Consider the following 15,017-nt stretch of genomic DNA (forward strand, 5'->3'; position numbering starts at 1 on the left):
AAAAACCTCTAATAAAAAAATTTCAAAAAAAAATAAAAAACCTCCTAATTTTATCCCCCCCCATCGCCCCCCCTCTTATATATTTATATCGTCCGGGCCCGCCCCCCCCCCCCCCCCGCCGAAACTAAGAAAAAGCGAGTAGCGAAAGCTGGAAATAGCTTCTGAAAAAGGGAATTGGTTGATAGTTGATAGCTGAAATTTACGGAATGAACAGAAAGCGGAAATTTAGCTTTATAAATTTATTCATAAAAAAAGAGACCATCGTTTGATGATCTCTTTACTGTATGTTAAAAAATATTCTTAGAATAATTCTTTTCTGATGATGTTCTGACTTCTTTCAGGACCAACAGAAACTAAATAAACGTTGATTCCTAAATATTTTTCGATAAACTCGATGTATTCCTGAGCCGTTTGCGGAAGTTCGTCGTAGCTTCTTGCTTTCGTGATATCTTCGTTCCAACCCGGTAAATCCTGATAAATTGGTTCGTAGTTGTATAATTTTTCGGTGGATGAAGTGAAATAATCGATGATTTTTCCGTCTTCGGTTTTATAATGCGTAACTACTTTCAGATTTTCAATTCCTGTAAGAACGTCTAATTTTGTAATCACTAAATTATTGATTCCGTTGATCATACAAGCGTGCTTTAAAGAAACAAGATCTAACCAACCCGTTCTTCTCGGTCTACCTGTCGTTGCTCCGAATTCTCCTCCGATCTGTCTGATTTTCTCACCCAGTTCGTTATCCAGTTCTGAAGGGAAAGGTCCGTTTCCTACTCTTGTACAGTATGCTTTGGCAACACCAATTAAGTTCTGCAATGAAGTCGGCGGAACTCCCGCTCCCGTACAAACGCCTCCTGTAGATGGAGAAGAAGAAGTTACGTAAGGATACGTTCCGAAGTCGATATCCAACATTAAAGCTTGCGCTCCTTCGAATAGAACATTTTTACCGTCTCTGATCGCTTCGTTCAGTTCAAGTTCTGTATCTACAATTCTGTCCTGAAGCTGTTTTCCGATTTCTAAATATTCGTTGTAAATTTCTTCAACATCCAATGTAGGTTTTCCGAAGTATTTTTCAAAAAGAGAATTCTTGATTTTTAAGTTTTTCTCGATTTTGTCTCTTAAGATCTCAGGATTCAAAAGGTCAATCATTCTGATTCCCACTCTTGCAATTTTATCTTCATAGCAAGGTCCGATTCCTTTTTTCGTTGTCCCGATCTGCGTTCCTCCGTGCTCTTCTTCACGGTACGTATCCAAAAGAATGTGGTAAGGCATGATGACATGCGCTCTTCTGCTGATGAAAATGTGATCTGTCTTTAAGCCCTTGCTTTCGATCTGATTCACCTCCTTAATGAAAGATTTAGGATTTACCACTACTCCGTTGGCAATGATACATTTCCCTTTGCACTGAAGAACTCCCGATGGAAGAAGGTGCAAAACGAATTTCTCTTCACCTACATAAACCGTGTGACCCGCGTTGTCTCCCCCTTGGAAACGTACAACGTAATCTGATTTTGCCGATAAAACATCCGTGATTTTTCCTTTACCTTCATCTCCATACTGAAGACCTACAACTACGTAAGTTGACATATTTTACTTTTATTTTAGATTCATGCAAAATTACTTTTAAAAAATTGGGTGGGCAAATTTGTGGCGGATTTTATTTTTTGGGTGGAAATTATGAGGTTGAGGGAAACCGTAATTGTTGATATTGTTATAATAGTTATATTTGGAGTATTAACTAATAAATATTAACCATGTAAAAATATTTTTATAGGACACAAGTATACACTTTCAGAAATACTTGGGAAATCAAAACATAAAGTTCAAGATGAATTTTCAAAAATTCGAATACGATTTATTAAAAGAATAAAGACTATTAAATGAGTAATACAGAAGAGACTCAATCTATATTTGCAGGTTCAAAACAATATTTAGAGAAAAGTTTTTTAGAAGAATTAAGCTATAAGATTTGGTCAACAAAAGGAGCTAGATTTGAAGCCGACAAAAGATTATCAATCGTTTCAAAAATGTCAAATATTAGTTTAGCATTTTTATCTGCATACTTAATAATTGCAGGATTGGTATCCGTTTATAATATAAATTCTAAAATGAATTTTGATTTAATTAATTATGTAGTGACCGCATTAAGTATTATACTTTTAGTTTTATCTCTATATGAGAATTCGCAAAACTACAATTTAAGAGCAAAAGACTTTCACAATTGTAGTTTAGAATTAAGCAAATTATATAATGAGCTAAGAATATTTAAAACTATGTCTGAAAATAGCAGTGATTATGAAAAAAGGAATTTTGCTATTAAATTATCAAATGAATATCAAACAATATTATCTAAATATGAAAATCATTTATCTATAGATTATGATAATTTTAAAATAAACCATCGCGAATATTTTAAAGAGATTTCTAAGGATGATATAAAAAATATTAAAAGAAAAAATTTTTGGATAAGATATGGATGGTATTCATTAATAATCATTTTAACCCCGTTGCTTATTATTATTATTTGCTCCTTAAAACCTAAATCCTCGCCCCCATCTTCTCAGGAAATAGCTAATCATCCGAAATCAACACCCAAGTTCCATGATAATCCTTAATAGAATTCGTCAGAATTTCCACATTTTGAAGGTCTAAATTATTTGTTGGTTCATTAAGTATTAATTAATTCTGAACGAATACCAATAATTGGTATATTTGATTTAAAATTAAAATAATGGCAAAAAACACATCAATCTTATTAGGCGATTATTTCGAGAACTTTATCAGTCAACAGATTAAATCTGGAAAATTCTCTTCTGCAAGTGAAGTTGTGAGAGCTGCATTACGAATGTTTGAGTATGAGGAATCTAAAAAATCAGAATTAATCAATGAATTAATAAAAGGCGAAAACTCAGGTTTCATTAAAAATTTTAATCGCAATAAATTCTTAAACAATCTTCATAAAAAGCACGTAAAATAAAATGCAGAAAAATATTAAAGAGGAGTTTACAAAAATAGCAAGAGAATATATTTTAAAAAACTTTGGAGACAATGTAGATATTTTAGAAGAAGATACCGAGGAATGTGAAGACACATTTTGTTTTCATTATAATTCTAAAAAATTTATAGAAACCAGAAGATTTGAAGATCAATTTGTAGGACCAGGACCACTTTTCATTCTCAAAAGAGATAAAAAAGTAATTTCTTACGGAAGCGCTCAAGGTGGAATAACCGCTCGTTTTCATTTAATTAATCAACTAAATAAAGAAAGGTTAATAAGAATTTACTACAAAGATTATAATATTTGGGATGGAAAATATAATTTAATAATTAATGAACTTGATGATCACTGGGAAAAAGTATTAGGAATGGGAGAAATAATACTTGAAGAATTAGTAAATGTTCTCTTAAAACATAAAATTTGTAATCCGAGCCGTTATGATAACAATGACCCAAACAGCTATTACTACACTAAAGAACAATTACAAGAAGAATTAAAACAACCTCCATTAATATTAGAAGGACATTTTTGCAGAAAATTAGACGATCTTCTCATTGATCTTATTAATACGAATATGTACCTTGATTGGACATTATCAGAAGCTAAATAATCATCATTCCGCAAACCTATCACAGTCTAGATTCCTGTGGAATGACAAACAAAATGAATTGCTAGATTTTGCGAAGTTTCATTGATGTATACAACGCTACAACATATTCAAAACTATGATTCGTAAGAATTTCCACGTTTTGATTTATACTATTTATTAATCCTAACCCTCAAAGTTTTTTGAAAACCTGTGAGGGTTGAACAAATTCACCTACAAAAACGGCGTATTCAGAAAATCATTCAAAGGCTTCATCACTTTAAAGATTTTGGAAAGGTTTTTCACGGCATTTTTATCGAAAACGTCTTCATCTTTCAGATTATAAACCACGATAAAACTTTTCAGTTTGAGATACTCTCCCATCGGATCTTCCTTTTCAAAACCCTGCGGAATCTTTTTCAGCTTATCATCCTGATCAAGATCCTGAAAATACTTTTTGAAATCTTTGTTATTGATGACTTTAAGAAAATCCTCTCCATACAAAGAAATTTCTTTTCTCAACTCCTTTAAAACCAAAGATTCCGGCATATAGATTCCTCCTGCAATAAATGATTTCCCCGGTTCCAGATGAAGATAATATCCGCCTTTCTGACTTCCTTTTCCCATTCCCAGTGAAGCTCCGAAATTCGTTTTATAAGGAATTTTATCCTTTGAAAATCGTGTATCTCTGTAAATTCTGAACAGAGATTTCTTGGCATCAATTTTTCCCAGCTCATCATCAAAACCTGCCATTTCTTTAATGAGATCATCAAGGAAAGCAATCACATTTTCCTGAGATTCCGTGTAAAGGTTTTTATTTTCCGTAAACCATTCGCGGTTATTGTTAACGGTGAGTTGATTAAGAAACTCGAATACTTTTGGAGAAATTGTTGCAGACATCATTCTGTAAAGTTTTTTATTTTAAATTGTAAAACTGATAATTTGTAATGATTCAAATGTACAAAAACCGAACTGTTTTCAATTATACTTTTTCCACACAAATAACCAAATAAAGAATTTAAATGGATCTGAAAATTTAAAATTTTTGAAAATTCATAAATTCCAGAGAAAAAATAAAACACATCTAATAAAAAAAAACAATGGTTAACATCTTTATAATTTGGACCCTGTTTTTTTGCATTTAATTTTCAAAATAAAAGTAAAAGATTAAAGGATTCTGAATTTAAGTTTAATTATTTAAAAATAATTCAAAAACAAATCAAATATTTATTGTATATTTGCAAAAATTTTATAATATTTAATGAATTTATTTACGGAGACCAATTTAAGTCCTGATATTCTTAAGGCAATTGGCGAACTGGGCTACGAAAGCCCGACAGAAATCCAAAAACAGACTATCCCTTTTATTCTTTCAGATATTCGCGACTTGATCGCACTTGCGCAGACGGGGACAGGCAAAACAGCAGCATTTTCGCTTCCGATTTTGGATATGATTGACGAAACGAGTCGCAAAATCCAGCTTTTGGTGCTTTGTCCGACACGGGAATTATGTCTTCAGATTGCTAAAGACATAAAGAATTATTCTAAGTACATGCAGAACATCAAAACGACAGCCGTTTATGGTGGAAGCAGTATTATGGAGCAAATGAGATCTCTGAAGGACAAACCGCAGATTATTGTGGGAACTCCGGGAAGAGTAATCGATTTGATTAACAGAAAGGCTTTAGACTTTTCTGCCATTCACTGGTTGGTTTTGGATGAAGCAGATGAAATGCTTTCCATGGGTTTCAAAGACGAATTGGAAACCATTTTAAGCGAAACACCGGAAACAAAACAGACTTTCCTTTTCTCTGCAACGATGAACAAGGAAGTGGAAAGAATTTCCAAAAACTATCTTACAAAGCCGCACAGAATTTCTGTAGGTTCTATTAACGAGGTTAAAAAGAACATTAAGCATGAATATTATGTGGCAGGTTACCGTCAGAAAAAAGAAGCTTTAAAGAGATTAATTGATTCTAACCCGAATCAGTACTCCATTATTTTCTGCAGAACAAGAATGGAAACTCAGGAAGTTGCCGATTTCTTAATGCAGAACGGTTATGCAGCAGATGCACTTCACGGAGATCTTTCTCAGGCGCAAAGAGATACGGTAATGAAGAAATTCAGACTGAAAAATATTGATATTCTTGTAGCAACAGACGTTGCAGCGAGAGGTCTGGATGTAAATTCTCTTACCCATGTTATCCACTATTCTTTACCGGACGATCCTGAAGTATTCGTACACAGAAGCGGAAGAACAGGAAGAGCAGGAAAAGACGGAATTTCAATGTCTTTAATTAAGCCTGAAGAAAGCAGAAAATTAAAACAGATCAAATCGGCTACGAAAATTGAAATCACGGAAGGCAAAATTCCTACCGGTGACGATATTATCAAAGCTCAGGTTGGTGGAGTTTTCGAAAGTCTTTTCGAAATTCACGAGGATTTCTTTGAATTTGATGATTCTCTGATTCCGGATTTATCGGCATTTACCAAAGAAGAACTGGCACACAAACTTCTTCAGTTCCAGTTAAAGGATCTTGCAATGTACTACAAAGACAGACATGATCTTGTGGAGCAGAAACTAAGCAGCAGAGATGACGACAGAGGTTCCAGAAGAGACCGTGACAGAGGAAGAGACCGCGACAGAGGGGAACGTGGAGAAAGAAGCGACAGAAGAGAACGTGGTGCAAAACCAAGAAGAAAGAACGAAAATATGGTTAGATTTTTCTTCAATCTTGGTAAAAAAGACCAACTGAAAAAACTTGACGTTTTAGATATCATCAATAAAGCGACATCTTCAGGAAAAAGCAAAAAAAGAGCCGAGATCGGAGACATCGAAATTCTAGAGAAATTCTCTTTCTTCGAGGTTGAAAAATCTTTCAAAGGAGATCTTTTGAGCAATATTTCTACAATGAAATTCAGAGGTAAGGAAATGAGAGCTGAAGAGGCTAATTAATCTTACTGAAAATATACCTAAAACCGGCTGTAAAGTCGGTTTTTTTATTTGATAATCAGGCGTTCATCCAATGTTAACAAAACTTAACGTTATCCCCTTTCAGGTAAGGCGGTTTTTTAAGAAATTTGCACACGAATTATAAAAACTTTACAATGGGAATTGGTAATATTTTCCACGCTTTTCAACCGAAAGATAAAATCTTCTTTGTGCTTTTCGAAAAAGTAACAGAAAACCTTGTAGCAATGTCTGAGGAATTCAACCACGGAATCAAAGATTTCGATCTGAATGACGATTCTATGTTGAAAAAGATGAGCGATTACGAACACAAAAATGATGAGCTTACTCACGAAATCTTCGTAGAACTGGGGAAAAACTTCATCACTCCTTTCGACAGGGAAGACATCCACACTTTAGCAACAGGATTAGACGATATCGCAGATTACATCTACGCTTCTACAAAATATATTTTCCTTTACAAATCGCCGGAAATGAAGGCTTATTCAGACTTTTCATTACTGATTCACAAAGCTTGTCTTGAGATCCAGAATGCAATGAAAAACCTGAAAGGATTCAAAAATATGGAGCAGGTAAAAGAAGCTTGTATCAAAGTAAACTCTATCGAAAACATTGCAGACGATTTGTTATCCAATTCTATGGTAGAATTGTTTGAAACAAACGATGCGATCAACATTATCAAAGTTTCATCTGTACTTAATTATCTTGAAGTCGTAACTGACAAAGCAGAAGATGTTGCCAACACGATTGAAAACATCATGATTAAATACGCTTAATTAATAATTATAATTAAACAATGGAATTTCCGATTTTACTTATAGTTATTATTGCATTGGCTTTAATATTCGATTACATCAATGGTTTTCATGATGCAGCCAACTCAATTGCGACTATTGTTTCTACAAAAGTTTTAACTCCGTTCCAGGCAGTTCTTTGGGCAGCACTCTGGAATTTTGCAGCATTCTTCATCGCTGCTTACATCATCGGAGAGTTTAAAATTGGTAATACAATTGCCAAAACAGTTAATGAGAATTTTATCACCCTCGAAGTTATCTTTTCAGGTCTTGTTGCGGCAATCGCGTGGAACCTTTTAACATGGTGGTTTGGTATTCCCTCCTCCTCTTCACATACTTTGATCGGAGGATTTTTAGGAGCAGCTTTAATGCACGCTTTTATGATGGATTATCACAACGTTGCAGCAGCACAGCCGGAATTAGGGACTTGGGAAACCGTAAAGGCAGCCGCTTCGCAGGTAACGCACCAGAGCGTTGTGAAATTTGATAAGGTAATCCCTATTTTCCTTTTCATTTTCATGGCTCCGATTATCGGGATGATTATCTCAATTATCATTACTTTAATTATTGTTCACCTTTATAAAAGATCAAACCCGCACAAAGCTGACCAGTCTTTCAAAAAATTACAGCTTGCTTCTTCAGCGCTTTTCAGTTTAGGACATGGTCTTAATGATGCGCAGAAAGTAATGGGAATCATTGGAGCAGCATTAATTTACTATCACGTTGAAATGCTTCACGATCCGATTTATTTAAATCTTGAATCAGCAGCACGTTTTGATTATTTCGCACAGCATTATATCTGGGTCCCTCTGGTTTCGTTTATCGCGATCGCTTTGGGTACAATGAGCGGTGGATGGAAGATCATCAAAACCATGGGTACAAAAATTACCAAAGTAACTTCTCTGGAAGGAGTAAGTGCTGAAACAGCAGGTGCTATTACGTTATTCATTACAGATCACTTCGGGATTCCTGTTTCTACCACACACACGATTACAGGTTCAATTATCGGGGTTGGTCTTACGAAAAGAGTTTCTGCCGTAAGATGGGGAATCACCGTAAGCCTTCTTTGGGCATGGGTTCTTACCATCCCGATCTCTGCAATTGTTGCAGGAATTACTTACCTTGCAGTAACTGCATTGTCTTAAACAACTGAGATTACTCAAAATAATAAAACTTTGCTCATTCGGGCAAAGTTTTTTGTTTTTTTAAAGTTTAAAATTTTTATTAATTTTATATGGATTAAATTATAAGCTATGAGCACCGCAGAATTACAAATAGACCTGATTAATCAGATCACAGGTATTACCAACAAAGCAAGATTAAAAGAACTATTGCAGCTTCTTGAATTTCAAAACGATGAAGAAATCTACATAACCAATGAAGAAGAAAAAAAAGCAGTTTCGGAAGCAAGAACAGAAATAAAAGAAGGAAGTGTTTTATCTGATGAAGATTTTCAGAAAGAAATAAATGCATGGCTAAACAAATAATCTGGACAAAAAGAGCCAGCAATGAATGGCTTGATATCCTTCAGTATTGGATTAACAGGAACAAATCCAACTCATTCAGTATAAAGCTTAATAATTTAATCAAAAATAATTTAGAATTACTTTCTGAATTTCCGGATATCGGAAGAAAGACAGATATACCAAACGTTTCCGTAAAGATTGTTCATAAATACCTTCTTTATTAAGAATGTGTAGATCATAAAATTTATATTCTCACCATTCGACATGGAAGTAAAAATCCGGATACAGTTCAATTAAAATAATTTTTGACCTAATAATAAATCTTCACTCTTAAAACGGTGAGGATTTTGTTTTATAAAGCCCTGAAAAATTGTATTTTTGCTTAAACTATTAGAATTTATGGAATTTTTAGACAGATATCAGCAGATTGTTGCGGATGCCATTACCAAATATACTTTCAAAGATAAGCCAACAGAACTTTACGAACCCATGAACTATATTATTTCGCACGGAGGAAAGCGTCTTCGTCCGATCATGGTTCTAATGGCCTGCGATTTATTTGGCGGCGATCTTAAAGAGGCAATAAAGCCGGCTCTGGCAATTGAATTTTTCCATAATTTCACGCTGATCCATGATGACATTATGGATGAAGCACCATTAAGAAGAAACAAACCAACGATTCATACCTTACATGGAATTAACGTAGGAATTCTTTCAGGAGACGGACTGATGTTGAAAGCCTATAAATTTTTCGAAGATCTTGAGCCTGAGATTTTCAAAGCGTGCATCAGGATTTTTACCCATACAGGACTACTTTTATGCGAAGGACAGCAATATGATATCAATTTTGAAACTCAGGAAAATGTAACGTTTGACGATTACATCAGAATGATTACCTACAAAACAGGAGTTTTAAGCGCTTCTTCCTTTGAAATCGGAGCATTGATTGCTAAAGCAAACTTCAAGGATGCAAAAGCCATTTTTAACTTCGGAAAACATATCGGAATTGCATTCCAGATCATGGACGATTATCTGGATGTTTTCGGAGATCAGGCACAATTCGGAAAAAAACACGCCGGAGATATTTACGAAAACAAAAAAACCGTTCTTTACCTGATGGCGAGAGAACACGCTACAGAAGAAGAAAGAAAAGAGCTGGATTACTGGTACTCTAAAAAGACCGATAATATCGACAAAGTATACGGTGTGGAAAAGATTTTCAGAAGAACGAAAGTAGATGAAAAAGCATTACGTCTTATTGAAAAACATAACGAAATCGGACAAAGCTATCTTCAGAAAATCGATATTCCGGAAGAAAAGAAAAAGCCGTTTGCAGAACTTGCCAATTATTTATTGAGAAGAGAATCATAATTTGATAATAAGTCAATTTGAAAATGAGTAAGCATAAACCTTAAATTTTCAAATTGACACATTCTCAAATTTTCAAATTGATTAAATGAAATTCAGAACCGAAGTTGATATCAAAGAATCGCAGAAGAAGATTGAAGTTGAAGATAGAATATTTTCGATTGGTTCCTGTTTTGCCTCTGAAATGTCGGATCTTTTTCAGCAGGGGCAATTGCAGACCATCAATAATCCTTTCGGAACGATTTTCAACCCTTTTTCAATCAATAACGCGGTTAAAAGACTTCATGATGCCGAATTTTATCATGAAGATGAGCTGATTACCTTCAATGATGAATTCATTTCTCTGGATCACCACTCAAGTTTTGACACAAGATATGTTCATCAGACGTTACAGAAAATAAATTCCTGTCTTGAGGAGGGAAATTCTTTTCTCCAAAAATCCAACTGGGTGATTATCACCTACGGAAGCTCATTTATTTACGAATTTACGCCTAAAAACAAGCTCGTCGCTAATTGTCATAAAATTCCTCAGAAATTCTTTGAAAAAAGACTTCTGACCTTTCAGGAACTTACAGATTCTGTGTACAATACAATTTTAAACCTCAAAGACATCTGTCCGGACGATGTTCAGATCTTATTTACTGTTTCTCCGGTTCGCCATACAAAAGACGGAATGATTGAAAATCAGCTGAGTAAATCTAAACTGATCACTGCAATTCATGAGATGATCGATGAGCTGGATTACTGTCATTATCTTCCGGTTTATGAAATCTTGATGGACGATCTCCGCGATTACCGTTTTTACAAAGAAGATATGATTCATCCTAACAATCAGGCAATTAATTACATTTTCGAAAAATTCGGAAATGCTTATTTTTCGGATGAGACAAAAGATTTTATTAAAGAAAATTTTAAAATCCACAAAGCGTTGGAGCATAAAACCAACGACGAAAAAGATCCGAAATACATCGAATTTAAAGAAAAATTAAACCTAAGAATCGAAGCTCAGCGAAAAAAAGTAAAGCATAAAATATTTTAAAAACTAATGGCTATTATTAAAAACACAGAAGGATTATCAACCGATCAATTAAATGATGAATTACAGAAAGGTGCTAAATTCGTAGTTTTTTCATATACAATTTCAATTATTTTCCTATCATCAAAAAGACCAAGTGATATTTATTTTATAAAATCTGATGAGTCTTCCTCAAAATACAGTTGGAAATATTCGCTGTTGACTTTATTTTTTGGGTGGTGGGGAATTCCTTTCGGACCTATTTTCAGTATTGCCTCTTTTTACAGAAACTTTACGGGAGGAAAAGACATCACAAATGAAGTTTTACATCAGATAAACACCCATCATGTTGAGTCTCCAAATTCAATAGAATCAAAATGATTGATTTCACAAAGATCGACTATCTGAAGATCGGAAATGAAAGGCAAAAAAGAGCTTATGAAGTTTTAACGAGATATCATATTTTTGAAAAGCTGAAGGAGTATTCTCCCATTTTGGCAGGAACTATTCCCATAGAAATTGATATTGAAGATAGTGATTTAGACATTATTTGCGAAGTTGATCTTAATTTTGAAGAGGATTTTTTAGAAGAATTGAGCTTTAAGAAAATTGTACCTGCAGAAACACAAGTTACGGTGGAAAATATAATGATTGAAAACGAAAAAGCAATTGTTATGAATTTCAGACTGGAAGAATTTTCTATAGAAATTTTCGGACAGAGCAGACCAGCAACCAAACAGAACGCCTACCTTCATATGATTGCCGAATACAAAATATTACAGGAAAAAGGTGAAGATTTTAAGCAGAGAATAATAGAATTAAAAAAACAGGGCATCAAAACGGAACCCGCTTTCGGTATCTTGCTGAATTTGGAAAAACCTTACGAAGACCTGTTAAAAATGATATAAAAATGATTGACACACATACACATTTATACGCAGAAGAATTTGATGAAGACAGAAAAGAAGCCATTCAGAGAGCATTAGATAAAGGAATTACAGAATTTTATCTCCCGGCAATCGATTCGGAATCTCACGAAAAAATGCTCCGAATGGAAGCTGAATATCCGCAACATATCTTTTCGATGATGGGATTGCATCCCTGCTACGTAAAACCGGAATCCTGGGAAAAAGAACTCGAAATCGTTAAGAATTATCTCGATCAAAGGTCTTTTCCTGCCATTGGAGAAATCGGAATCGATCTGTACTGGGATAAAACCACCCTTGATATTCAGGTGAAAGCTTTTGAACAGCAAATCGACTGGGCAATTGAAAAAGATCTTCCCATCGTAATCCATACCAGAGAAAGTTTCGATGAGACTTTTGAAGTGCTGGAAAGAAAAAAACATCCGAAACTTAGAGGGATTTTTCATTGTTTTTCAGGGAATTTAGAACAGGCAAAACGGGCAATTGAACTGAATTTCATTTTAGGGATCGGAGGTGTTGTAACCTTTAAAAATGGTAAAATAGATCAATTTCTGCATGAAATTCCGTTGGATAAAATAGTTCTGGAAACAGATTCTCCTTATCTAGCTCCGGTTCCGCACAGAGGAAAGCGCAACGAGAGTTCTTATCTTGATCTGGTTGCCGGAAAACTGGTTGATCTCTATAAAGTAGATTTTTCGGAGATTGACAGCATTACAACTGAAAATGCGAAGAAAATATTCGTTCAGCATTAAACATAAAAGCCTTCCGGATCCGGAAGGCTTTTGTATTATTTCTTTCTGGTGAAATTTTTATTCTTAGGCTTTTTAAAACCAACCGATGCCGCTCCGTTATCCGGCTTTGACTTATTTCGGCTGAATTTTGAAGAATTTCCTCTTGCCTGTTTCGGTTTTTCCCCTCCTGCAGGAACTGGCTTGTTGTTCGAATCTCTTTTCTGAGCAACCAGATCGTCTGTATGAAACGGATGATTTTTTACCACAGGAATTTTCATTCCGATCAGTTTTTCTGTATTGCGCAGATTCAGCAGATCCAGACCGTCTACAAATGAAATAGAAGTCCCTTCCGCTCCTGCTCTACCCGTTCTTCCGATTCTGTGAACATAGGTTTCGGAAACATCGGACAACTCAAAATTAACAACGTACTTAAGCTCATCAATATCAATTCCTCTCGCTGCAATATCTGTAGCCACCAAAACTCTGGTTTTTCCGGATTTAAAATTACTTAAAGCATTCTGACGCGCATTCTGGGATTTATTCCCGTGAATAGCCTCTGTTGTAATATCATCTTTCTGTAGTTTTCTCGCAATTTTATCCGCACCATGTTTCGTTCTTGCAAAAACCAAGACAGAATCTGAAATATCGTTCCTTAAAATATGCGTTAAAAGATTCAGTTTATTATCCTTCTCTACAAAGTAAACCGACTGTTTAATGGTTTCTGCGGTAGATGAAACCGGAGTAACTTCTACTTTTACGGGATTATTAAGAATAGAATCTGCCAGTTTCTGTATTTCTGAAGGCATGGTTGCAGAGAAGAACAAAGTCTGCCTTTTTTGAGGCAAAAGTTTAATAATTCTTTTCACATCGTGCACAAAACCCATATCCAGCATTCTGTCGGCTTCATCCAGTACAAAAATTTCAAGATTTTTTAAGCTGATGATTCCCTGAGCAATAAAATCCAGAAGTCTTCCCGGTGTCGCGACCAGAATATCAACTCCTTTTTTCAGCGCAGCTTCCTGATTTCCCTGCTTTACACCTCCAAAAATCACGAGATGCTTTAAAGGCAAATATTTTCCGTAAGCATTGATGTTTTCTTCAATCTGGATTGCCAGTTCTCTTGTAGGCGTTAAGATTAAAGCTTTTATATTTTTGTTTGGAAATTTGTTCTGAGCAAGATTCTGGAGGATAGGAATCGCAAAAGCTGCCGTTTTTCCTGTCCCTGTCTGCGCGCAACCCAGAAAATCTTTACCTTTTAAAATTTCCGGAATGGATTTCTCCTGAATTGGAGTCGGGTTGGTATATCCTTGTTCCTGAATTGCTTTTGCAATAGGATCAATTAAATGTAAGTCTGTAAAATTCAAATAAATTGTATTTAATAATTAAAACAAAATTCCTTCAAAATGAAGGAATTATATTTTGCAAAGGTAGCTTAAATATTTTAATTAATTATTTTACTTTTGTCCATTGCTGACTGGTTCTTAAATCCTCAAAAAACCTATACAATTTCTCAAGTTTTTCAGTTCCCTTTTTGCCGTAATCTTCAACATGTTTTGAAGTTCCGTCTGTAAAATTGATTCTCAAATGGGAAGTGGGAAGATCTGTAATATTTCGCTCGCCATATTTTTCATTGAGATTCTTTACATTCAAGTCATCCAATAAAGCAATTAATGTATTATAATCTTCCTGTTTTATTGTCCCTTTAAAAGTTCCTTCACGAGGTTTATCGAACTCGCCTTTTGAAAATCCTTTTGAAAAATTAAAGTGTTCTGCTTCAAATACAGCCATTCTGTCAGGATTTACTGTTATTTTAAAAATAGGACAGGATCCGAAACAAGCGCCTGCTTCATATTCAATTTTCGAATATTTTGAACCGTTTTTCTGAGAAGTACACGAAAATAAAAAGATAAAAGCCAAAAGGCTTAGTAAATATTTCATAGCTTACATTTGAGTGGTTTCTCTCAATAATTGTTCCAAAAGTGAAAACATTGAATTATATAGACTATAAATATTACCTTTTTATACTTTTTTAAGGTTAGTTCAGCATAATACGATTTTTTCACCATAGAATCATAATTATTTATGAATTTTTCAAAGACAATTATGTATACAAATTATAAATATATAAAATAAAAAGCATTATAAAAAGGCCATTTAACGAT

Annotated in this window: 17 protein-coding genes; 13 read left to right on the plus strand and 4 right to left on the minus strand. The window is 34.4% G+C overall.

The genetic code is table 11. From position 1 onward, the window contains the following. Positions 1–300 precede the first annotated feature (300 nt). On the minus strand, positions 301–1,587 hold the full coding sequence (locus WFH39_RS11990) for an adenylosuccinate synthase (protein WP_076392183.1): 1,287 nt from the start codon (positions 1,585–1,587) through the stop codon (positions 301–303). A 293-nt stretch (positions 1,588–1,880) separates the two neighbouring features. Between WFH39_RS11990 and WFH39_RS11995 the strand changes: the two genes are divergently transcribed. The 3 genes from WFH39_RS11995 to WFH39_RS12005 all read left to right on the plus strand — a co-directional run bounded on the left by WFH39_RS11995 (position 1,881) and on the right by WFH39_RS12005 (position 3,608). Further along, the gene (locus WFH39_RS11995) at positions 1,881–2,615 is read left to right on the plus strand and encodes an SLATT domain-containing protein (protein ID WP_336690080.1); all 735 of its coding nucleotides are present in this window, start codon (positions 1,881–1,883) and stop codon (positions 2,613–2,615) included. A gap of 116 nt (positions 2,616–2,731) precedes the next feature. Next, positions 2,732–2,977: a type II toxin-antitoxin system ParD family antitoxin gene (locus WFH39_RS12000; RefSeq protein WP_336690081.1), complete on the plus strand. Its 246-nt coding sequence runs from the start codon at positions 2,732–2,734 to the stop codon at positions 2,975–2,977. 1 nt (position 2,978) lies between these two features. Continuing rightward, positions 2,979–3,608, plus strand: a complete 630-nt coding sequence (locus WFH39_RS12005) for a hypothetical protein (protein WP_336690082.1) — start codon at positions 2,979–2,981, stop codon at positions 3,606–3,608. 210 nt (positions 3,609–3,818) lie between these two features. Here the strand turns inward: WFH39_RS12005 and WFH39_RS12010 are convergent, their stop codons facing one another. Further along, positions 3,819–4,487 (minus strand): DUF2461 domain-containing protein, encoded by a 669-nt coding sequence (locus WFH39_RS12010; RefSeq protein WP_336690083.1) that lies wholly within the window; start codon positions 4,485–4,487, stop codon positions 3,819–3,821. A 358-nt stretch (positions 4,488–4,845) separates the two neighbouring features. Between WFH39_RS12010 and WFH39_RS12015 the strand changes: the two genes are divergently transcribed. The 10 genes from WFH39_RS12015 (at position 4,846) to WFH39_RS12060 (ending at position 12,876) form a co-directional block, all read left to right on the plus strand. Next, positions 4,846–6,540, plus strand: a complete 1,695-nt coding sequence (locus tag WFH39_RS12015; protein ID WP_288460614.1) for a DEAD/DEAH box helicase — start codon at positions 4,846–4,848, stop codon at positions 6,538–6,540. A gap of 152 nt (positions 6,541–6,692) precedes the next feature. Next, entirely contained in the window at positions 6,693–7,331 is a 639-nt protein-coding gene (locus WFH39_RS12020) for a DUF47 domain-containing protein (protein WP_076392175.1), read from the plus strand. 20 nt (positions 7,332–7,351) lie between these two features. Further along, the gene (locus tag WFH39_RS12025; protein ID WP_087712448.1) at positions 7,352–8,494 is read left to right on the plus strand and encodes an inorganic phosphate transporter; all 1,143 of its coding nucleotides are present in this window, start codon (positions 7,352–7,354) and stop codon (positions 8,492–8,494) included. Positions 8,495–8,602: 108 nt separating this feature from the next. Next, the gene (locus tag WFH39_RS12030) at positions 8,603–8,836 is read left to right on the plus strand and encodes a hypothetical protein (RefSeq protein ID WP_336690084.1); all 234 of its coding nucleotides are present in this window, start codon (positions 8,603–8,605) and stop codon (positions 8,834–8,836) included. Next, positions 8,821–9,039 (plus strand): type II toxin-antitoxin system RelE/ParE family toxin, encoded by a 219-nt coding sequence (locus WFH39_RS12035; protein WP_336690085.1) that lies wholly within the window; start codon positions 8,821–8,823, stop codon positions 9,037–9,039. Before WFH39_RS12030 ends, WFH39_RS12035 begins: the two co-directional genes overlap by 16 nt. A 175-nt stretch (positions 9,040–9,214) precedes the next feature. Beyond that, on the plus strand, positions 9,215–10,186 hold the full coding sequence (locus tag WFH39_RS12040; protein WP_076392171.1) for a polyprenyl synthetase family protein: 972 nt from the start codon (positions 9,215–9,217) through the stop codon (positions 10,184–10,186). A gap of 85 nt (positions 10,187–10,271) precedes the next feature. Further along, complete coding sequence (locus WFH39_RS12045; protein WP_336690086.1) at positions 10,272–11,222, plus strand: GSCFA domain-containing protein; 951 nt, start codon at positions 10,272–10,274, stop codon at positions 11,220–11,222. 6 nt (positions 11,223–11,228) lie between these two features. Then, positions 11,229–11,579, plus strand: coding sequence for a hypothetical protein (locus tag WFH39_RS12050; RefSeq protein ID WP_302717743.1), 351 nt, complete (start codon positions 11,229–11,231; stop codon positions 11,577–11,579). Further along, a complete protein-coding gene (locus tag WFH39_RS12055) occupies positions 11,576–12,106 on the plus strand; it encodes a DUF4269 domain-containing protein (RefSeq protein ID WP_336690087.1) in 531 nt (176 codons plus the stop codon). The genes WFH39_RS12050 and WFH39_RS12055 overlap by 4 nt, the downstream gene beginning before the upstream one ends. A 2-nt stretch (positions 12,107–12,108) precedes the next feature. Then, entirely contained in the window at positions 12,109–12,876 is a 768-nt protein-coding gene (locus WFH39_RS12060; protein WP_336690088.1) for a TatD family hydrolase, read from the plus strand. A gap of 35 nt (positions 12,877–12,911) precedes the next feature. Here WFH39_RS12060 and WFH39_RS12065 read toward each other — a convergent pair whose 3' ends face one another. Together WFH39_RS12065 and WFH39_RS12070 are read right to left on the minus strand one after the other, a co-directional pair. Next, the gene (locus tag WFH39_RS12065; RefSeq protein WP_336690089.1) at positions 12,912–14,219 is read right to left on the minus strand and encodes a DEAD/DEAH box helicase; all 1,308 of its coding nucleotides are present in this window, start codon (positions 14,217–14,219) and stop codon (positions 12,912–12,914) included. Between the two features lie 85 nt (positions 14,220–14,304). Next, positions 14,305–14,793, minus strand: a complete 489-nt coding sequence (locus WFH39_RS12070; protein WP_235131464.1) for a DUF6438 domain-containing protein — start codon at positions 14,791–14,793, stop codon at positions 14,305–14,307. Positions 14,794–15,017 lie beyond the last annotated feature (224 nt).

The sequence above is a fragment of the Chryseobacterium sp. MMO-72 genome (assembly GCF_037146035.1).
Taxonomy (GTDB): Bacteria; Bacteroidota; Bacteroidia; order Flavobacteriales; family Weeksellaceae; genus Chryseobacterium; species Chryseobacterium indicum.